Origin of the sequence: Francisella philomiragia (assembly GCF_018135955.1) — a bacterium.
Lineage (GTDB): Bacteria > Pseudomonadota > Gammaproteobacteria > Francisellales > Francisellaceae > Francisella > Francisella philomiragia.
Map to the genome: position 1 here is coordinate 1,494,348 of NZ_CP063138.1, position 19,017 is coordinate 1,513,364.

Genomic DNA, 19,017 nt, shown 5'->3' on the forward strand with positions numbered 1-19,017 from the left:
AACATTAGACTCTTCATAAAGTATCATCAATTTCATAAGTTATCAACACATGGTCATTTTAAATTGAAAGCATTTAAAATAATTGCTTTATTTTTTACTGTCTTGTCACCAACTGTTAGTTTTGCTAGTAATCCTATGATTTTATCAATAAACAATAAAATAGATATTCCCTTACCAAAAGACATGCAAAGATTAGTTGTTTTAGATGGCGGTGCTTATGCGGCTGTTATGAGTGATAAAAAAGGAGACAATATTTATTATGGAACAATAAGTCTAGATGAGCTTAAAAAATTTGATGCAAAAGACTCTGTATATAATTTCTTAAATGCTTCTTTTAACTCCTCTGTTGATAACCCTACTAACGACTTTGAAAAAATAATGATTAGAGGAAAGTTTATAAAGTCAGATAATCCTAATGTAAAAATATATGGTTATAGAGATAGTAATTATATTTTTAATAATGTCTATTCTAAAGACTTAGATTTTGCCGTATTAATAAATTATGATCCAAAATATAAAGATTATATAAACTTAATAAAACAAGTTAAGATAAGAGGGTAGTATAAGTGTCGGTTGCTACTTTAACAAATAATGAGAAAGATGAGATTAGAAAACTTTTAATAATGATTTTTGGTGATCAATCAAGAAAATGGGAAATAAATAATCAAGTCGCAGAGCTTATAACTAAAGCATTTAATGAAAGTGTTAAATGCAGTAAAAGAATAGATGCTTCGCCTAGACCATTCGGATTTATCCCAAGTGGTGTAAGTGTTGCTAGCCAAGCAGTTTCAATAGCTAATAGAATAATAAATAATAAAGAACAATATAAGATGTGTATAGACTATGTTGCTTTAAATTATAAACGAGTTGTCTATATGGCTGCTAATGGTATTTAAATCTTAATTTTAATATCATCAACTTACTATAACTTACTAGATTAACAATTTTTAACTATGTTTTTAAAAGTTTAAAAATTACCCTTATAATTAACTAAAATTCTTACAATCAATTTAAATATATGGAAAAAGTAGCAGTAATAGGAAGTGGCATATCCGGACTTGCCATCAGTTATCTTCTCAAAGAAAAATACGACATTACTCTTTATGAAAAAAATAATTATTACGGTGGTCATGCTCGTACATTAGAAGTTAATAGCACTCCTGTAGATACTGGTTTTATTGTCTTTAACTACGATACGTATTATCACTTATCGAGATTGTTCAAACATTTAGATGTTCCAGTAGCTGAGAGCAATATGTCTTTTGGTGTATCTATCAAAAACGGTAAGTTTGAGTATGGATCTAGCAGTATCAAAAGTTTATTTGCTCAATGGTCTAATATTTTCAGACCAAGTTACTATAAAATGATAAAAGATATTATAAAATTTAATAAGATCTCAAGACAGCATATTGAAAACAACACTCTTGATGAAAATATAAGCCTTGCTGAATATCTAGAATCTATAAATGTTGGTAACTGCTTCAAAGATTATTATCTACTAGCAATGGGAGCATGTATTTGGAGCACTCCATTAGAGAAGATGTATGACTTCCCTGCCCTTAGTTTTATTCGATTTTTTGATAATCATGGGCTACTTACAACTACCAAACCAGTCCAGTGGTACACAGTCAAGGGCGGTAGCAAAGTATATGTTGACAAAATCATAACTCAACTAAAATCTGCTAATGTTAAATTTGCACCCCAAGCTACCAATGTAACTAGAACCCATAAAACTTTGATAACTGATATCAACAATAACACCATAGAATATGATAAGGTTATTTTTGCATGCCATTCCAATGAAGTTTTCGAACTATTAGGTGATGCTAATAGTGATGAAAAAAAGCTTATATCTGCCATAAAATACCAACCAAACTCAGTAATATTACACACAGATGCTAGCATTATGCCAAAACGCAAAACTGCATGGTCAAGCTGGAATTATCTAAGTGCTGAAACTAAAGACAGGCGCGATGTAATTTCACTTAGCTACTGGATGAATAATCTTCAACCCTTAGATACTGATATAAACTATTTTGTTACAGTTAATCCAGATCAAAAACCTGATCCTCAAAAGATAATTAATGAACATACTTTTGATCATCCTGTTTTTGATAAAAAAGCCATTCAAGCTCAAAAAGACTTTGATAAAATCCAAGGACTTAACAACACATACTATTGTGGAGCTTATCTACGCTATGGTTTCCATGAAGATGGTATACTTAGTGCAGTAAATGTTGCGAATAAATTAGGAATCAAAACTCCATGGTAAAAAACTTTATCTTAAGCTCAAAAGTTTTTCATAAGAGGCATCATCCAAAGCAAAATTCTTTCAGATATAAATCATATTATATTATTTTGGATATGCTTAATCTTAAGCAAAGTAAGACTAGTTTTTTTAGTATCAATAAACCTAATTTATATTCTTTCTATGATAAAGATCATGGTCTAAAAGATGGTTCAAGTAGTCTAAAATGGGCAACTAATTTATTAGACCAGTACAACCTTAAATATGATGAAATCAAATTGATGACTATGCCTAGAGTTCTAGGATACCTATTTAACCCCGTTAGCTTTTGGCTTTGCTATAGTGAAAAAAAACTTATAACTGTGATAGCAGAAGTCAACAACACATTCAAAGAAACTCATAGCTATATTTGCCACGACAATGGCAACGAAATTACAGATAAAACATGGTTCAAAGCAGAAAAAATATTTCATGTATCACCTTTTTATCCAAGACAAGGCTTTTATAAATTCAACTTCGCACTTGATTTTGATAATAATGCAAAAAATCAAATTATCATCAATTACTATGATAATAATCAGCTCCAACTTGGCACAGCAATTAATGGTCAAATCAAACCCTTATCAAGTACAAACTTAGTCAAAGAATTTTTTAGATCTCCACTTCTAACCTTTAAAGTTATTTATCTGATTCACTGGCAAGCTCTAAAAATCGTATTTAAACGTATAAAATATATCCCAAAACCTGAGCAAAAAGATATTCGAGTTAGTGTAGCTAATATTATAAGTCCAAATAGTTAGATTCCCGGCAATATTTTACCCATATCTGGAATATAAAGCTTACTTATAAATTTATTAACAAAATTTAATATTCCAGCAATATTACCTCAATATTTATTTGCTAATATTTACATATAAAATAATTAACCTTTGCCTTTTGAAATGTTTGAAAAAACCGTTAGAAAAAATTTATTAGAATCACTTAACAAATTAGAATGTGGTGAGTTATATTTAACAACTCCAGAAAACGAAACTATTTATACAAAAGGCGAAAAACAAGGTCCAACAGCCGATCTAAAACTAAAAGATTGGCGCACAGTAGTAAACTTACAATTAAAATCAGACATTGGATTTGCTGCTGATTATAGAGATGGTTACTGGGAAACATCAGATCTTAAATCTCTGATTCTACTAGGCTTAGTTAATGAAGAAGCATTTGGTCAATACATGAAGCCAAATTTTCTTTTTAAATTATTACAAAAACTTGGCTATCTTACTAAACGCAATAGCATCAAACAGAGTAAGAAAAACATTTACGATCATTACGACTTGGGTAATGACTTTTATAGTTTGTGGTTAGATAAAACTATGACCTATTCATCTGCGATGTACAAAAATCAAACTGAAACATTAGAACAGGCGCAAATCAATAAATACAAAAACATAATTGATAAATTTGATAAAAAAAATGGCTCAATCATTGAAGTTGGTTGCGGCTGGGGTGGGTTTGCTGAAACAGCCCTAAATAGTGGTGACTACACACTCAAAGGCATCACCCTATCGACAGAACAACACGACTATGCTACGAAGCGACTAGCTGGGAAAAAAGCTGATATAGTTATCGAAGATTACCGTATCCAAACTGGCAAATATGACTATATTGTTTCAATCGAGATGATCGAAGCAGTGGGTAGAGAATATTGGAACACATATTTTTCTAAGCTTAAATCACTGCTTAAAGAAGATGGTAAGATTGTTATTCAAGCCATTGTCATTGATGATGCGCTTTTTGCGGATTATGCTAAAGGTACTGATATGATTAGAACCTTTATTTTTCCCGGTGGCTTCTTACCATCTATGGGACAAATTAATCTGGAACTGGATAAGGTTGGGCTTAAATGTGTAGGTACTGAATCTTTTGCAAAAGATTATGCTAAAACACTTGATGAATGGGACAGGAATTTTGTAAATGTAGAGCCTGAGTTAATAAAACTAGGTTTTGACAAGCGTTTTCAGAGAATGTGGCGTTTCTACTTAAATTCTTGTAGTGCTGCATTTACTCATGGGCGTATTGATGTTGTACAGTTGGAGATTGTCCATGCTTAAAAGACTACTAATAGCTATCATTATTAGTTTTCCTTTGTTCACTTACGCTGAAGAGTTAACTTTACAACAAATAAAATCACATCAAGTCCAACAAGTTGGTAAAATTCATTTCACTAAATGGTTTTTTGATGTTTATGATGCCGAGCTTTACACTCAAAATGGACATTTTAGTTGGGATAAACCTTTTCTACTAAAAATTCATTACCTTAGAAGTATGGATGGGAAAACTATCTCTAAGCATACTGTTAAAGAAATATCATACCAACATCCACAACAAGTTAAGGCAAATTATAAAGAGTATAGAGATACCTTTGATCAGTTAATTCCCGATGTCCAAAACGGTACAAACCTTTACGGTTATATGGATGAAGATGGTAAAGGTTATATCTATTCAGACAATGGCTTGATTGGTGAAATACCAGACAAAGAACTTTCAAAATATTTTTTTGAAATATGGCTTGGCGATAACTCGTCATATCAGAAATTATCGAAACAATTGAGGGGCTTATGAAAAAATTAATATCTAGAATAGGAGTAATTATTATGGCATTAGGATTATTTGGATGCTCAGCTGATATATCAAGCTACAAAGGAGAGGGTCCAAAACTTGACCTGCAACAGTATTTACAAGGCAAAATTGTTGGCACAGGTATTATTCAAGACTATAAAGGCAAAGTAACTAAGCAATTTGACTTCTCTGGAACTGCTAATTGGAATGGCGATGTCGGCACATTTGACGAGCACATGGTTTACTATGACGGCCAAAAAGATCATCGTATTTGGACAATCAAGAAAATTTCTGATAACTACTATGAAGGCACAACAGGCGACGTAATTGGTACTGCTAAAATCTATGTTGAAGGCAACGCTATGAACTGGCAATATCAAATGAATATCCCAGTTGGCGACAAAAAATACAAAATTAGCTTTGATGATTGGATGTACTTAATGAACGATGGTGTACTTATAAACAAAAATACATTCAAAAAATTTGGACTAACAGTTGGTTCATTAACGCTATTTATGCATAAAGAAAAATCTGGAGAATAACTATGCAAAAATTTGCAGGTAAAACTATATGGTTAATTGGCGCAACAGATGGTATTGGTAATGCATTACTTAAGAAACTTGATAATTCAATACAAGCCAATTTTATAATATCAGCTCGTTCACTAGACAAACTACAAAGCATATCTGCAAGTCTAAAAAATACTGCTCATACTGTTGATCTTGATGTGGCAGATTTTGAGAGCTTCAAAAAAGGAAGTGATATAGCTCTTAGCTACAATCCTGATTATATTATATATTTGCCCGCATTCTATGAACCTTCATTAATTGCTGACATTGCAATTTCAAATCTTAATAAAACTATTCAAACTAACCTAACTGCTGTTTTTTACCTAATAAGATTTACACTACCTTATCTCAAAAAAAATCCCAAATGTCAGCTAGCTATTACAGCCAGTGTCGCTGGCTATATCGGTTTACCTAGATCACAACCTTATGCTGCTACTAAGGCTGGTGTTATAAATCTAGTTGAGAGCCTAAAAGCAGAAAATACTGAGCTTGATATCCGTCTAATAAATCCAAGCTTTGTTAAAACTAAACTTACTGACAAGAATAATTTTAAAATGCCAGCTCTACTTCAACCTGAAGAAGCTGCACTTAGCATTATCAAAGGTTTAGAGTCAAATAAATTTGAGGTTCACTTTACAAAAAAATTCACTATAATTCTAAAACTTATTGCAGCTTTACCTTACAAGCTTTACTTTAAAATTGCTAAAAAGATGATTTAGAACTGGAGAAACCATGGAAACTCAATCAAATAAAGTCACTATAATAGCCTTTGCTATTATGCATATTGCTTGCTTAGCAATATTTTTTGTAAATTATAATATTACTGCACTAGTTGTATTTCTTATTACGTTCTCAGCTCGGACATTCGCATTAACAGCTGGTTACCATCGTTACTTTGCACACAAAGCTTTTCAGACTTCTAGAGTATTTCAATTTATTTTAGCATTAGTTGGAACTTGGGCATCCCAAAAAGGGCCGCTTTGGTGGTCAGGTCATCATAGATATCATCATATCCATTCTGATAAAGATACAGATTTACACTCTCCTAAGAATGGGATCTTCCAATCACATGTTGGCTGGGTTTTTGAATCTAGAAGTGATCATGTTGATCCTAAGTTTACTAAAGACTGGGTAGAATATCCTGAGCTAGTATGGTTAGATAAGTATGCTCATGTTTCATTTGCATTATATCTGATAGGTCTCTTTGCTATCGGTAGCGTAATTAATCACTTCTACCCTAACCTACAAACATCAGGTTTAGCATTTGTATTTTGGGGTGGTATTTTAAGCACAGTGTTGTTATATCACACTACGTTTAGTGTTAATTCAATCTGTCATATTTTTGGCAAAAAAGATTATGAAACTTCAGATAATAGTCGCAATAACTGGTTTATAGCATTAGTTACGTTTGGTGAGGGTTGGCATAATAATCACCATAAATTTGCTTACTCTGTTAGAAATAATCTCAAAGCATGGCAGATTGATATTACATATATGATTCTTTGTGTTTTGAAGAAATTCAAAATAGTATGGGGATTTAAAGAACCTAAAAAAACGGCTTAGATAAATATTTCCGAACAAATTTATTCGGTTACTTTTACTTTTGTTTTACTTTTTCTTTTACGTCTTGATTTATTCTTTTTAGCCTTTTTAGCTGGTTTTTTAGCCTTTTTACCAAATGACTTATTTGAGCTACCCTCAACAAAAGGTTTACGCGGATCATATAACTCAAAGTCTATATGAATTCTATCAAGATCTGCTCTTACGACTCTTACAGTTATATCTTGACCTATCTTATAAACCTTATGAGTTCTCTTACCAATTAATATATCTTTTGCTTCATCATAAATATAATAATCCCCTGGAATGGCCGAAACATGTATCAATCCTTCTATATACATATCCTTTAACTCAGCAAATAAACCTAAGCCATTTACATGCTTGATTTGAGCCTCTAGAACATGACCAATATAATCTTGCATGAAATAACATTTCAACCAGTTCTCAACTTGTTTTGATGCACCATCAGCATTTCGCTCTTGATCAGAAGCATTCTCACAAATATTTGCTAATTCAGAAGGTTTATAATCAGCTCCACCATGCTCATATTCACCAATAATTGATTTGATTATTCTGTGTACCACTAAATCCGGATATCTACGAATTGGTGATGTGAAATGTGTATACTCACTATATGCTAACCCAAAGTGTCCATCATTATTTATACTGTACACTGCTTGATTCATACTACGTAAAGTCATCATCTGGATATCATCATAGTCAGGACGATCTTTTATACTATCTAGCATTTCTGCTAAAGCTTTTGGTGTAACTTTGCCATTTTTACCATAAGCAAGATGTATACCATGTTTGGCAAGATACTTCTTGAGAGTTTCCATCCTATCTTCTTTAGGCTCACTATGAACTCTAAATGGCGATGTTTTTTTATGCTTAATGGTGAATTTAGCTGCTGCAACGTTTGCTACAAGCATACATTCTTCTATAAGCCTGTGCGCATCATTACGATGTCTTGGCACTATTGATTCAATATGATTATGATCATTTAATATTATTTGTGTTTCAACTGTATCAAAGTCTATAGCACCTCGCTCTTGCCTAGCTTGATGAAGTACTTTATATAACTCATACAAATCAAAGATATTAGGCACCAATTCAGGAGTTTTTTCAACTATTGTGTTTTGTTTCTTCTCTATAAGCTTTGCGACTTCTGTATAAGTTAAACGCGCCTTTGAGTTTATGACAGCAGAATAGAACTTATATCTAGATAGCTTACCCTCTTTACTAATATTCATCTCACAAACTAAAGAATATCTATCTTCATTAGGCTTCAACGAACACAATCCATTTGATAACTTCTCTGGTAGCATTGGAATAACATACCCAGGGAAATAAACAGAAGTCGAACGACGCTTAGCATCTAAATCTAAACTAGAATCTTTCTCAACGTAGTTTGATACATCTGCAATTGCAACATATAACTTCCAGCTACCACTTTTAGTCTTATACGCATAGACAGCATCATCAAAATCTTTGGCATCTTCACCATCAATAGTTACAAAGTTCTCATTACGTAAATCAACTCTATTACCAACAATTACATCATCAGAAATATCATCTAAATAGCGTAAAGTTTTTTTACTCCACTGCTCAATTAAATCATATTTCTGCGTTGCCATCATCATTGCTTCTTTAACAGGAGATACTGCTTCGACCTCTTGTTTAAATTTAGCAACAGCTACACTATTTATACTAGGATAAACAATAATCTCAGCTTCGATTAAAGAGTTATGTTCTATTTTTTGCTTTGGAGGTAATAGCACTATATCACTTGTCATGCTCTTACTTACCGGCTTAATAAAATCGCAATCAAAGCTCTTGTAGTAATATCCTGTGATAGTTTTTTGTGCTCTTGAAACTATTGTTTGAATCTCTGCATCTATACGACCACGTTTATTAAGTCCTAGTACCTTTGCAGTTACTTCATCACCAACCATTACCATTTTTACCTGATGAGATACAATCCCAACCTTAGTATTTAAAGTATGACTAAATAGCTCTAAGCGAGAATCTCTATCAGCTGTCACTTTAGATGTGATATATATCGGTGCTATTTCAGGCAGACTATAGTATGATCTATCTTTTTCTAACTGGCCATCTCTAACCATTGCACCCAAACGGTTTACAAGACCATCAAAAAGATTTTTTTTAAATATCTCTAAAGCATTTGCTATGTTTTCTATACTAACAGGAATATTAGTATCTCTTATATAATTTAGGATTACTTCTCTACTTGGAATCGGATTCTCGTACTTTTGTGCTTCAAGATCCTTATTAGGATCATTATGTATATTATATTTACTCACTTATGAATATATCCTGGTCAAAAAATTTTTTACTTATTAACTTACCTTTATCAAACTCTGCTATAGCAACAAACTTCTCATCATCGTATATCCTGACCGTTCCATCAAGATGAGATTTGTCAGCAAAAAGTCCTCTTTTGTATAAATCATCTTTTTCTTCTTCTACTAAAGAGTATATTGGTTTATCAATAAATACACTCTCTACACTAGCTATACTAGCAAGTTTTTGTTCAAAACTTAAATCTTTTAAGTTATCTAAATCAAGAGCTGTTTCAATTCTAAAAGGCCCACTTTGAGTTCTTTGCAGAGCGATCAAGTGTCCACCACAACCCAAAGCTTTACCAATATCTATTGCTAAGCTACGAATATATGTTCCCTTTGAACATTTAACTCTTATTTTTAATGAATCTGTATTGAACTCTAGTAGTTCTAATTCATATATATTGATATTACGCGGCTTTACCTCGATAGCCTTGCCTTCTCTTGCTAGCTTATAAAGAGGTTGTCCATTATGTTTAAGAGCTGAATACATTGGAGGTATTTGCACAATATCTCCACGAAATTTTGCTAAAACTGTTTCTAGATACTCCACCGACAGCTCTGGAATATCAGCATTTTTTGCTATTATTTCGCCCTCAGCGTCTCCACTATCTGTTTCAACACCTAATTTAATAGTCGCAATATATTCCTTATCAGAGTCTAAAAGGTATTGTGCTATCTTAGTAGCTCTACCAAAACATATAGGCAAAACCCCTGTTGCCATAGGATCTAACGTTCCTGTATGACCGGCTTTTTGAGCATTAAATAGATATTTTAGCTGCTGTAAAACTTTATTCGAACTAAGACCTTGAGTCTTATTTATGACAACTACACCATTGAGATTTAATCTATTTTTTTTCATGTAAGCCTTGTTGTGATAGTATTTGTATCATCTTCTCAGCAGCTTTCTGCTCTGCTTTTTTTCGTGATGTACCTTTTGCACGCACTTCAATATTTAAATCATTAGATAATGCTTTCACTGTAAACTCTTGTTCATGATCTTTACCATCGATAGTTTCAATACTATACTCAGGAAGACTTAGACCATTTTGCAATAGAATTTCTTGTAATTTAGACTTACTATCCTTGACTTTTACATCATCTAAATTAAGAGTTGATATAACTGGTTTGTACCAATTTACTATAACCTTTTTAACAGTAGCAAAATCACTATCTAAATAAATTGCTCCTATAATAGCCTCAAACACATCTTCTAATATTTTCTCTCGCTTATGTCCACCTTGTTCACTAGCACCTAAGATAATATATTCATCTAATTTAAAATTTAGAGCTAAATTTGCTAAAGTTACTCCTTTAACTAGCTTAGATCTGATTTGTGAAAGCTTACCTTCTGCCAAATCAGGAAACTCCATATACAATACTTCAGCTATTACAAAGCCTAAAATAGAATCTCCTAAGAACTCTAATCTTTCATAGTTTTTCTTTGTTTTACTACGATGAGTCAGTGCTCTGACTAATAGAGTATAATTTTTGAAGCTATAACCAAGAATTTTATATAATCGAGAATATTCGGGAACCATTTACTTAAAAGACCTTACCTATTTCACTCCAGCGAACTTTCTTATCAACTTTATCCCAACTCATCCATACAATCTTGGCTTTACCAACAAGATCTTTCTCTGGAACAAAACCCCAATAACGACTATCTTCGCTATTATCTCTATTATCACCCATTACAAAATAATGTCCCGCGGGGACTTTAAGATCTCCAAAATCAGTACCTTTCACAGATTCAATCCAATCAACTTGATGTTTAACACCGTCAAGATCTTCGGTACAAATTGTATCACCACTCCCATTAGCTAATGACTGATTATAATAATTGACAGCATCCATATCACAATTTGTGTACTCAAGTTTTTTACCATTAATCGTCAGCATTTTATTTTTATAGGAGATAACATCTCCAGGAATCCCAATAACTCTCTTGACAAAATCCACACTCGGATTAACCGGAAAATGAAATACTAAAATGTCGCCTCTTTTAGGTTCACCTGTTTTTATTAGAGTTTCATTAGTAAAGGGTGCTCGAATACCATAGGCAGCCTTATTAACAAATATAAAATCTCCAACAGGTAATGTTGGTGTCATAGAAGCTGTAGGAATAAGGAAGTTTCCTATAAGAAATGTTCTAAGCAAAAAAACTACCAAAAATACACTAAACAAAGATCTAGCTTGATCTGCTATTAAAGGAGCTTTAAGGCCATTATCTTTGTAAAACTGTCGTTTTTGCTTCTTAGATAGACCTTTTAATTCCTCAGCATAAGGTTTTAATCTTGGTCTTTGAAAAAACATCAAATCAATTAAATAGATTAAACCACTTGCAACAGTTAAAAACAAAAGCCAAAAAGTGAAACCTAAACTTAGGATATAATTCAATAGTTCCATGAAATTACTTAACTACTTTATCCTTTTGAACAAAGTAACCAACACCTCTGATTGTTTGTATAAAGTTTGGAATATTGATTTTTTTCCTTAGATTATGCATATGTACTTCTAGAGTATTAGTGTCCATTTCTTTATCAGTAGAATACACTTCTTCCAAAAGCTGTGTTTTTGGTACAACACGACCTGCATTTTGTACTAGAATAGCTAAAAGCGCTAGCTCTTTTTTTGATACTGGAATAATAACACCATCTTTAGTTACTGTCTCAGAACTAGGATTAAAGCTGTAATCGCCAAACTTAATTTCTTCTTTAGTACTTTTGCCAGATCTTGTATCTATTCTGCGAGATATCGCTTTAATTCTTGCCACTAACTCTTTAAGTTCAAAAGGTTTAGTAAGATAATCATCAGCACCTAAGTCTAAGCCTTTAATTCTATCTTCTAAACCATCTCGAGCTGTTAAAAGAATAATTGGTACTTTAATACCTTTATTTCTAACATTTCTAAGAACTTCAAGACCAGTTTTAATTGGCATACCTATATCAAGTACAACTATGTCATATAAACCAGACTCTATAAAAGTTTGTGCTGCTTCTCCATCAGAAACCAAGTTAACAATAAGACCTTCTTTCTGCAATGCTTCTAGCAAGCCTTCGCCTAAATTAAGATCATCTTCAGCCAATAATAGCCTCATAAACTCACCTATACTGTTATAAAACTTATAAAAAAATATTTATCAAACCAAGTATATAGCATAAGATACATAAAATAAATATTTATTTTAAATTATAAAGTACACAAAATATCAACCAAAATAGAGGTCACTAATTAAGAGATTTCCGAACTAAATTCTTGAGCCAACTGCCCTGCTCTAGTGATATTTGCTTGTATAGCATCATCTATAATTCCACCAAGATCAAACTTCTCAAAAGTATACAACGCTTCAAAAGTTATACCTTTTTTAGATGTTACATTTTTTCTTAAAGTAGCCATATCCTCGTCACCTTTCAAAGCCATCTGCACAGCACCAAGACACGTTTGAGCAACAAGCTTTTCAGCTTGTTGCTTATCCAACCCTCTTTTGACAGCAGCATTGACCATATGCTCCATAAATTGAAAATAATATGCTGGACCAGAACTTGCTATAGCTGCAATAACATCAATCTCATCTTCTTTTTCAACTACAGCGACCTCTCCCATTGTCTTCATAATATTAATAACTTCTGACTTATCATCATCACTAATATTTTTATTAAAAAATATTCCAGTAGCACCGTAGCCTAAGCTACTAGGCGTATTAGGAATAGTCCTTGCGAAAGAAATATTCTTAGCAAACATTATCTCATAATCATTAGTTTTGATGCCTGCTGCTACCGTAACTATTGTCTGATCATCTCTAGTATGATCTCTAATATCCCTGATTAGACTAATCATACCTTGTGGCTTTACAGCTAAAATAATAATATCAGCTATAGCGATTGACTCTAGTAAAGAGTCCGAAGACCGTATCCCATATCGACTAACTAAATTTTCTCTTTTATCTTCATTTCTATCAAAAACGATAACATCCTGACCATCATAGCCATGATTAACCATTCCAGCGATCATTGCAGCAGCCATATTACCACCACCAATAAAACATACTTTCATAAATAATATCTCTATATTTTTACTCTATAATTATATAACTATAACATTTGAAATAATTATTGCTAATATATAGACAAATACAAAACTTAAAAAAACATACAAATGAAAGAAATAGTCTTAGCTTCAAGTAATAAAGGAAAAATCAATGAATTTATTGAGATATTTAAGCAAAAAAATATCAAAATCATCCCTCAAACAAAATTCAATATTAGTGATGCTGAAGAAACAGGTCTTAGTTTCATTGAAAATGCTATCATCAAAGCAAGGCACTGCTCAAAAAATACAGGACTACCTGCAATAGCTGATGACTCTGGACTTGAAGTATTTTCATTAGCAGGCGACCCTGGTATTTACTCTGCAAGATACGCAGGCAAGCATGGCGATGATGATGCAAATATACAAAAACTACTTACTAATCTAAAAAATAAAGATAATCGTACTGCACGCTTTGTCTGTGCTTTAGCTTACGTTAGGAATGAAAAAGATCCTACCCCAGTACTAGAATATGGCTTCTTAGATGGTGAAATCACCCATATTCGCTCTGGTGAGTATGGCTTTGGGTACGATCCTGTATTTTTCTTACCTAAATTACAAAAAACCTTAGCAGAATTATCAAATGATGAAAAAAATAAAATTAGTCACAGAGCTATAGCACTTAGCAAAATTATTAATCAATTATAGAGGGCTTGTGTTTTTTTTATCTCTTATGATATAAATTTTTGTCTTATATGCTAAAATAAAACAATTAAACTGATAATCATTACTAGATAAGTAAGCTTTTAGGTAGAAGTGTGGAACATTTAAAAAGAATACTGTACGTTTCTCTTGCACATATATATTCAAGTTTATTTATTATATATGTACCTTTCATATACCTTAAAAAGCTGAAAAGAAGTCTCAAAAATAGTAGCTACAGGCAAAGATGGGGTGAAAGATTTGCTCAGACGAAACTTCGTTTGAAAGATTGCATCTGGATTCATTCTGTATCTGTTGGTGAAACTGTATCAGCAGAACCGTTAGTAAGAGAATTATTAAAAAACTTTCCTAATGAAAATTTTGTCATAACAACCACAACACCTACAGGTAGCGATGTTGTCAAAAATCTCTACAGCAAATATGAAAATGTACATCACATGTATATCCCTTATGACACAATACCATTTGTAAATAGTTTCTTTGTAAAGGTTAACCCTAAAGCTTTTGTAATCATTGAAACTGAGATATGGCCAAATATACTAAATAAATGTTTTGCTGAAAATATTCCTGTAATAATAACAAATGCGCGCTTATCAAGAAGATCAATGAGAAACTACACCAAAATACCTTTTGGTAAAGACTTTCTTTTCAAAAATATTGCTCAAATAAATGCCCAAACAGAAAAAGACGCGAAAAGATTCTGTTCATTAGGCGTTGATAAAGAAAAAATCACAGTAACTGGTAACTTAAAATATAACCTTATAACTCCTGAAAATCTTGAAGATAAGATGCTAAATATTAAGCAAAGTATAAATGGTAGACCGGTATGGATCGCAGGTAGCACTCATCAAGGTGAAGAAGAGATAATACTTGCGGCTCACAGAGAAATATTAATTACTCATCCAAATTGCCTGTTGATAATAGTACCAAGACATAAGGAACGTTTCCAAAAAGTCGAAAAACTCATTATTAATGAAGGATTCTCTTATCAAAAAAGGTCTTCTTGCATTGACGAGATTTATAATCATACTCAGGTATATTTAGGCGATACAATGGGAGAGTTACTTCATTTATACTATATTTCTACTATTACATTTGTTGGTGGTACACTAATAGATAACGGTGGTCACAATCTATTAGAACCTGCGGCTCTCGCAAAACCTATTATAAGTGGCACAAGCCTTTATAACTTTAGTCAGATTTCAAAAGAACTAATACGTAATAGAGCACTGATAAGAGTAAGAAATCATACAGAACTTGCTGAAAATGTAATTAAGCTACTAGATAATAAAGAATACCTAGAGCAAATGTCTGAAGGCTCTCTAAAAACATTTGAAGCCCACAGTGATGTTCTAGAAAAACAATATAATAACATAGTGAAATTCTTATGAGCACTAACACCTCATTAGAAAGCTTTAATATTTTTTCAGAAAAAGCATTTTCAGAGATACAATCTCCCTCTAAAAAGCTCAAAGAAGCAATGAAATACAGTTTTTTTAGTGGTGGAAAAAGGATACGTGCTCAATTTGTGTATGCCCTAGGTGAGGCATTCAACATAGACCTTCAAAATTGCCATAAGATTGCTTTTGCTATAGAGTGCATACACACTTACTCTCTAATACATGATGATCTTCCAGCGATGGATAATGATGTCTTACGAAGAGGCAAACCTACTTGTCATATAAAATTCAATGAAGCTACAGCAATACTAGCAGGAGATGCCTTACAATCGTTGGGATTTGAGATTATCAATACTTTAGACATAAATGATATCTATAAACTGAAAAAGGTTAATAATGTATTTGCAAAGTGCTGTGGCTTAGAAGGTATGGTTGGAGGACAGCAATTAGATATAGATGGTGAAAATCAAAATCTAAAATTACAAGATTTAGAAATACTTCACATAAACAAAACTGCAAAAATGTTTAGAGCGAGTATCGTCCTACCTTATATCGTCTCAAAATATAATAATGATGAGTTCGAAACTATCTTAACAAAAGTTTCTGATTTAATTGGTTTATGCTTCCAGATTAAAGACGATATTTTAGATGTTACAAGATCAACTCAGGAGCTTGGTAAAACTAGCGGTAAAGATATTAATGCAAATAAATCTACTTATGTATCACTAATGGGACTTGATGGTGCAAACAAATACTTATTTGATAAAAAAAATGATATTAGAAAATTACTATCTGAGTTAAACAAAAAGAATCTTTCCACGCAAAATTTAGAAAAACTTATTGATTTAGTTATTAATAGAAACTATTAACTATTTTTGTTACAATTTTGTAATTATTTATTTTATAACAAATTTTAAAACTAACAATACTATGCAAATTATTCAAAAAATTTATGCTTGGTTAGTACACCTATTTACTTCATTAGGAGCTGTATTTGGTATACTCGCTATTATTTTCTCTATAGAAGCTGCCAAAGCTAGTGTAACCAACCAAATAGATCTTCATCACTATTATATTAAACTTTCCATGTTTAGTATAATTATGGCTATCTTTATTGACTCTATTGATGGTAGCCTTGCTAGACTAGTAGATATCAAAAAATTAGCTCCTCTAGATGGTGCATTACTTGATAATATTATAGATTTCACAACATACTCTATTGTTCCCTGTATTTGGATATATGTCTCTGGCATAGTCTCACAAGAATGGTTAATCCCTGTAGTCGTAATGATAACAATTTCATCATCATATCAGTTTTGTCAAACTAACGCTAAAACTGATGATCATTTTTTTGTTGGCTTTCCTAGTTACTGGAATGTAATGGCAATGTATATGTTATGCTTCCAATCGCCCCAATGGATAAATGAAATCGTAATAATTCTACTTTCTATATTTTCATTCATACCAATAAAATATATCTATCTATCAAGAACAGAGCATATAAGTAAAAGTAAATTTATCAAAACATTTACTTTTATATTTACAATGCTTGCATCTATTTCTACATTTTTAGCTGTTTTAATGTACCCAATCAAAACACCAACGCCTTTCATATCGATAATATTAATTTTCTCTATCTTTTACATACTATTTAGTCTTAAGCTCAACATAAAACCTGTAAAAAATTAATCTATTTAGCGAATATTCATCCCATATGGTAATATATTATCTATGGTGAATATTATTTAATTTTTATATGAAAGTTTTAAGCCAAGAGGAGCGTCAAAAGCTCTTTGTCGAGAATATATTTCCATACAAACATAAGATTCCTCGCAAGGTATATGAAAAACAAAAACATCATTTGCAAATAGAATTATTAAAATTTCAAAAATGGGTTAAAGAAAATAACAAAAAAGTTCTAATTATTTTCGAAGGAAGAGATGCTGCTGGAAAAGGTGGTACAATAAAAAGAGTTATGGAGCACTTAAATCCACGTGGCGCTAAAGTGATAGCGTTAGAAAAACCTTCTGAAAGAGAAAGAAACCAATGGTACTTTCAAAGATATATTGAACACCTTCCATCAGGGGGGGATATCATACTTTTTGATAGATCTTGGTACAACAGAGCTGGTGTAGAACGAGTTATGGGCTTCTGTACTGAGAGAGAATATTTCTTATTCCTAGAACAAGCCCCTCAGCTTGAAAAAATGCTAGTTGATAGCGGTACAATAATTATTAAGTTTTGGTTCTCTGTAAGCCAACAAGAACAAAAAGATAGATTTGCAGCTAGAGAGAATCACCCCTTAAAACAGTGGAAGCTTAGCCCTATTGATAAAGCATCTCTAGATAAGTGGGATGATTACACTGAGGCTAAAGAAAGAATGTTTATATATACAGATAAACCTTATGCACCATGGGTAATAGTTAAATCGGATGATAAGAAACGCGCAAGGATAAATGCTATCAGATATATATTAAACAGTATAGATTATGATAACAAAGATCCTGAAGTAGCTATTGCTCCTGATCCTCTTATAGTCGGAACCTCATCGAAAATCTATAAATAATCATAACTTAAGTAAAATATCTGTTGACTAAATATCATATTTGAAATATAATTCTGTCTATAGTTTTGGGCCTATAGCTCAGTTGGTTAGAGCGCCGGACTCATAATCCGTAGGTCGTAGGTTCGAGTCCTACTGGGCCCACCAAATAAATAATTCTAATTTATATACTTCCAATAAAAATTGTTTCAAATACTTGAAATTTAAACATCTTATCACGAATAAACTTAATTCAAAAAATATTTTATAAGATTAGAAACAAGCAAGAAATCAGTTGATTTACAATTAGGGAATAAAATAAAACTTTTAGTCTAGTGATTATAGTATAGCTGCTAAATAATTTTGTTTATCTTTTTTTGTAAGTCGAACCTTATGCTCATTCATCAAAGTACCATTGAAGGACTTTGCTAAAGCCTCAAGTATATCAAGCATAAGCTCATAACATGTTTTAACATCATAGCCTATGTCAGCTAGCTTTCTATAATTCATTACCGCTATTATTCCCCTAATTTCTCCTTCATTAGCAGCTGAGAATTCTTGCCCTTCACTATCAGGTAATATGCTAAAAATTACATCTTTATAATTTATTTTCTGAAAAACATTTTCATCTGTAAATTTAATACCATAGTATTTTAAAAAAGTTGCCAAATCTTTCACTTGTATAGATTGCACACCCTCAAAATAAATAAGTAAAAAACCATCTCTTAACAATGGATATTCACGTTGAACATCTTCAACATACGTCTTACCCGATGGATTTTTTGCTTGACTCACAAGCTCTTGACTATTTGCATATTCAATATTTGCCAAAATATCTTTCTGCCTAACTCTCAAACTTTTACGAAATAAATCTATTATAATTAAGACTACTAAAATTAAAACTAAAGCTAATATCAATGTCATTTATTTAGTACCTGCGGTGTTTTTTATACTCATGTATTATATATTT

21 protein-coding genes and 1 tRNA gene are annotated in these 19,017 nt (G+C 31.9%); 15 read left to right on the forward strand and 7 right to left on the reverse strand.

Going from position 1 to position 19,017, the window contains the following annotated elements:
• The first annotated feature begins 63 nt into the window (after positions 1-63).
• The 9 genes from IMS64_RS07300 (at position 64) to IMS64_RS07340 (ending at position 6,993) form a co-directional block, all read left to right on the forward strand.
• The gene (locus IMS64_RS07300; protein WP_211490310.1) at positions 64-561 is read left to right on the forward strand and encodes a hypothetical protein; all 498 of its coding nucleotides are present in this window, start codon (positions 64-66) and stop codon (positions 559-561) included.
• Positions 562-566: 5 nt separating this feature from the next.
• The gene (locus IMS64_RS07305; protein ID WP_211490311.1) at positions 567-896 is read left to right on the forward strand and encodes a hypothetical protein; all 330 of its coding nucleotides are present in this window, start codon (positions 567-569) and stop codon (positions 894-896) included.
• Positions 897-1,018: 122 nt separating this feature from the next.
• Positions 1,019-2,272, forward strand: a complete 1,254-nt coding sequence (locus tag IMS64_RS07310) for an NAD(P)/FAD-dependent oxidoreductase (RefSeq protein ID WP_211490312.1) — start codon at positions 1,019-1,021, stop codon at positions 2,270-2,272.
• The gene (locus tag IMS64_RS07315) at positions 2,266-3,048 is read left to right on the forward strand and encodes a DUF1365 domain-containing protein (protein WP_211490313.1); all 783 of its coding nucleotides are present in this window, start codon (positions 2,266-2,268) and stop codon (positions 3,046-3,048) included. The genes IMS64_RS07310 and IMS64_RS07315 overlap by 7 nt, the downstream gene beginning before the upstream one ends.
• Positions 3,049-3,189: 141 nt before the next feature.
• The gene (locus IMS64_RS07320) at positions 3,190-4,353 is read left to right on the forward strand and encodes an SAM-dependent methyltransferase (protein WP_004287241.1); all 1,164 of its coding nucleotides are present in this window, start codon (positions 3,190-3,192) and stop codon (positions 4,351-4,353) included.
• Entirely contained in the window at positions 4,346-4,864 is a 519-nt protein-coding gene (locus tag IMS64_RS07325) for a chalcone isomerase family protein (RefSeq protein ID WP_088821591.1), read from the forward strand. Before IMS64_RS07320 ends, IMS64_RS07325 begins: the two co-directional genes overlap by 8 nt.
• Positions 4,861-5,403 (forward strand): DUF3833 domain-containing protein, encoded by a 543-nt coding sequence (locus IMS64_RS07330; RefSeq protein ID WP_088821592.1) that lies wholly within the window; start codon positions 4,861-4,863, stop codon positions 5,401-5,403. Before IMS64_RS07325 ends, IMS64_RS07330 begins: the two co-directional genes overlap by 4 nt.
• 2 nt (positions 5,404-5,405) lie before the next feature.
• A complete protein-coding gene (locus tag IMS64_RS07335; protein WP_004287238.1) occupies positions 5,406-6,149 on the forward strand; it encodes an SDR family NAD(P)-dependent oxidoreductase in 744 nt (247 codons plus the stop codon).
• Positions 6,150-6,162: 13 nt separating this feature from the next.
• Positions 6,163-6,993: an acyl-CoA desaturase gene (locus IMS64_RS07340; protein WP_012280588.1), complete on the forward strand. Its 831-nt coding sequence runs from the start codon at positions 6,163-6,165 to the stop codon at positions 6,991-6,993.
• A gap of 20 nt (positions 6,994-7,013) precedes the next feature.
• Here the strand turns inward: IMS64_RS07340 and rnr are convergent, their stop codons facing one another.
• The 6 genes from rnr to proC all read right to left on the reverse strand — a co-directional run bounded on the left by rnr (position 7,014) and on the right by proC (position 13,409).
• A complete protein-coding gene (rnr, locus tag IMS64_RS07345; protein ID WP_211490314.1) occupies positions 7,014-9,314 on the reverse strand; it encodes a ribonuclease R in 2,301 nt (766 codons plus the stop codon).
• Complete coding sequence (gene truB, locus IMS64_RS07350) at positions 9,307-10,215, reverse strand: tRNA pseudouridine(55) synthase TruB (protein WP_211490315.1); 909 nt, start codon at positions 10,213-10,215, stop codon at positions 9,307-9,309. The genes rnr and truB overlap by 8 nt, the downstream gene beginning before the upstream one ends.
• The gene (gene rnc / locus IMS64_RS07355) at positions 10,202-10,894 is read right to left on the reverse strand and encodes a ribonuclease III (RefSeq protein WP_012280585.1); all 693 of its coding nucleotides are present in this window, start codon (positions 10,892-10,894) and stop codon (positions 10,202-10,204) included. The genes truB and rnc overlap by 14 nt, the downstream gene beginning before the upstream one ends.
• A gap of 4 nt (positions 10,895-10,898) precedes the next feature.
• The gene (lepB, locus tag IMS64_RS07360) at positions 10,899-11,762 is read right to left on the reverse strand and encodes a signal peptidase I (protein WP_211490316.1); all 864 of its coding nucleotides are present in this window, start codon (positions 11,760-11,762) and stop codon (positions 10,899-10,901) included.
• Positions 11,763-11,766: 4 nt separating this feature from the next.
• Entirely contained in the window at positions 11,767-12,453 is a 687-nt protein-coding gene (gene qseB, locus IMS64_RS07365; protein WP_004287232.1) for a response regulator QseB, read from the reverse strand.
• A gap of 134 nt (positions 12,454-12,587) precedes the next feature.
• Complete coding sequence (proC, locus tag IMS64_RS07370) at positions 12,588-13,409, reverse strand: pyrroline-5-carboxylate reductase (RefSeq protein WP_211490317.1); 822 nt, start codon at positions 13,407-13,409, stop codon at positions 12,588-12,590.
• A 102-nt stretch (positions 13,410-13,511) separates the two neighbouring features.
• Here proC and rdgB point away from each other — a divergent pair, with 102 nt between their 5' ends.
• From rdgB to IMS64_RS07400, 6 genes are all read left to right on the forward strand, one after another.
• The gene (gene rdgB, locus IMS64_RS07375) at positions 13,512-14,090 is read left to right on the forward strand and encodes an RdgB/HAM1 family non-canonical purine NTP pyrophosphatase (RefSeq protein ID WP_042517572.1); all 579 of its coding nucleotides are present in this window, start codon (positions 13,512-13,514) and stop codon (positions 14,088-14,090) included.
• A 110-nt stretch (positions 14,091-14,200) separates the two neighbouring features.
• A complete protein-coding gene (waaA, locus tag IMS64_RS07380) occupies positions 14,201-15,496 on the forward strand; it encodes a lipid IV(A) 3-deoxy-D-manno-octulosonic acid transferase (protein WP_088821595.1) in 1,296 nt (431 codons plus the stop codon).
• Positions 15,493-16,374 (forward strand): polyprenyl synthetase family protein, encoded by an 882-nt coding sequence (locus IMS64_RS07385; protein WP_088821596.1) that lies wholly within the window; start codon positions 15,493-15,495, stop codon positions 16,372-16,374. The genes waaA and IMS64_RS07385 overlap by 4 nt, the downstream gene beginning before the upstream one ends.
• Positions 16,375-16,435: 61 nt before the next feature.
• Positions 16,436-17,194 (forward strand): CDP-alcohol phosphatidyltransferase family protein, encoded by a 759-nt coding sequence (locus IMS64_RS07390; RefSeq protein ID WP_004287227.1) that lies wholly within the window; start codon positions 16,436-16,438, stop codon positions 17,192-17,194.
• Positions 17,195-17,261: 67 nt separating this feature from the next.
• Positions 17,262-18,071, forward strand: a complete 810-nt coding sequence (gene ppk2, locus IMS64_RS07395; RefSeq protein WP_004287226.1) for a polyphosphate kinase 2 — start codon at positions 17,262-17,264, stop codon at positions 18,069-18,071.
• Positions 18,072-18,138: 67 nt separating this feature from the next.
• Positions 18,139-18,215 (forward strand) — tRNA-Ile (locus IMS64_RS07400).
• A 171-nt stretch (positions 18,216-18,386) separates the two neighbouring features.
• Here IMS64_RS07400 and IMS64_RS07405 read toward each other — a convergent pair.
• The gene (locus tag IMS64_RS07405; RefSeq protein ID WP_088821597.1) at positions 18,387-18,971 is read right to left on the reverse strand and encodes a cell division protein ZipA C-terminal FtsZ-binding domain-containing protein; all 585 of its coding nucleotides are present in this window, start codon (positions 18,969-18,971) and stop codon (positions 18,387-18,389) included.
• Between the last annotated feature and the right edge of the window lie 46 nt (positions 18,972-19,017).

Bases quoted from the DNA above. Each gene is read 5' to 3' on its own strand.
- IMS64_RS07310 (WP_211490312.1), top strand. From the start codon at position 1,019: ATGGAAAAAGTAGCAGTAATAGGAAGTGGCATATCCGGACTTGCCATC.
- IMS64_RS07315 (WP_211490313.1), top strand. From the start codon at position 2,266: ATGGTAAAAAACTTTATCTTAAGCTCAAAAGTTTTTCATAAGAGGCAT.
- IMS64_RS07320 (WP_004287241.1), top strand. From the start codon at position 3,190: ATGTTTGAAAAAACCGTTAGAAAAAATTTATTAGAATCACTTAACAAA.
- IMS64_RS07325 (WP_088821591.1), top strand. From the start codon at position 4,346: ATGCTTAAAAGACTACTAATAGCTATCATTATTAGTTTTCCTTTGTTC.
- IMS64_RS07330 (WP_088821592.1), top strand. From the start codon at position 4,861: ATGAAAAAATTAATATCTAGAATAGGAGTAATTATTATGGCATTAGGA.
- IMS64_RS07335 (WP_004287238.1), top strand. From the start codon at position 5,406: ATGCAAAAATTTGCAGGTAAAACTATATGGTTAATTGGCGCAACAGAT.
- IMS64_RS07340 (WP_012280588.1), top strand. From the start codon at position 6,163: ATGGAAACTCAATCAAATAAAGTCACTATAATAGCCTTTGCTATTATG.
- truB (WP_211490315.1), bottom strand. From the start codon at position 10,215: ATGAAAAAAAATAGATTAAATCTCAATGGTGTAGTTGTCATAAATAAG.
- rnc (WP_012280585.1), bottom strand. From the start codon at position 10,894: ATGGTTCCCGAATATTCTCGATTATATAAAATTCTTGGTTATAGCTTC.
- lepB (WP_211490316.1), bottom strand. From the start codon at position 11,762: ATGGAACTATTGAATTATATCCTAAGTTTAGGTTTCACTTTTTGGCTT.
- qseB (WP_004287232.1), bottom strand. From the start codon at position 12,453: ATGAGGCTATTATTGGCTGAAGATGATCTTAATTTAGGCGAAGGCTTG.
- proC (WP_211490317.1), bottom strand. From the start codon at position 13,409: ATGAAAGTATGTTTTATTGGTGGTGGTAATATGGCTGCTGCAATGATC.
- rdgB (WP_042517572.1), top strand. From the start codon at position 13,512: ATGAAAGAAATAGTCTTAGCTTCAAGTAATAAAGGAAAAATCAATGAA.
- IMS64_RS07385 (WP_088821596.1), top strand. From the start codon at position 15,493: ATGAGCACTAACACCTCATTAGAAAGCTTTAATATTTTTTCAGAAAAA.
- IMS64_RS07390 (WP_004287227.1), top strand. From the start codon at position 16,436: ATGCAAATTATTCAAAAAATTTATGCTTGGTTAGTACACCTATTTACT.
- ppk2 (WP_004287226.1), top strand. From the start codon at position 17,262: ATGAAAGTTTTAAGCCAAGAGGAGCGTCAAAAGCTCTTTGTCGAGAAT.
- IMS64_RS07405 (WP_088821597.1), bottom strand. From the start codon at position 18,971: ATGACATTGATATTAGCTTTAGTTTTAATTTTAGTAGTCTTAATTATA.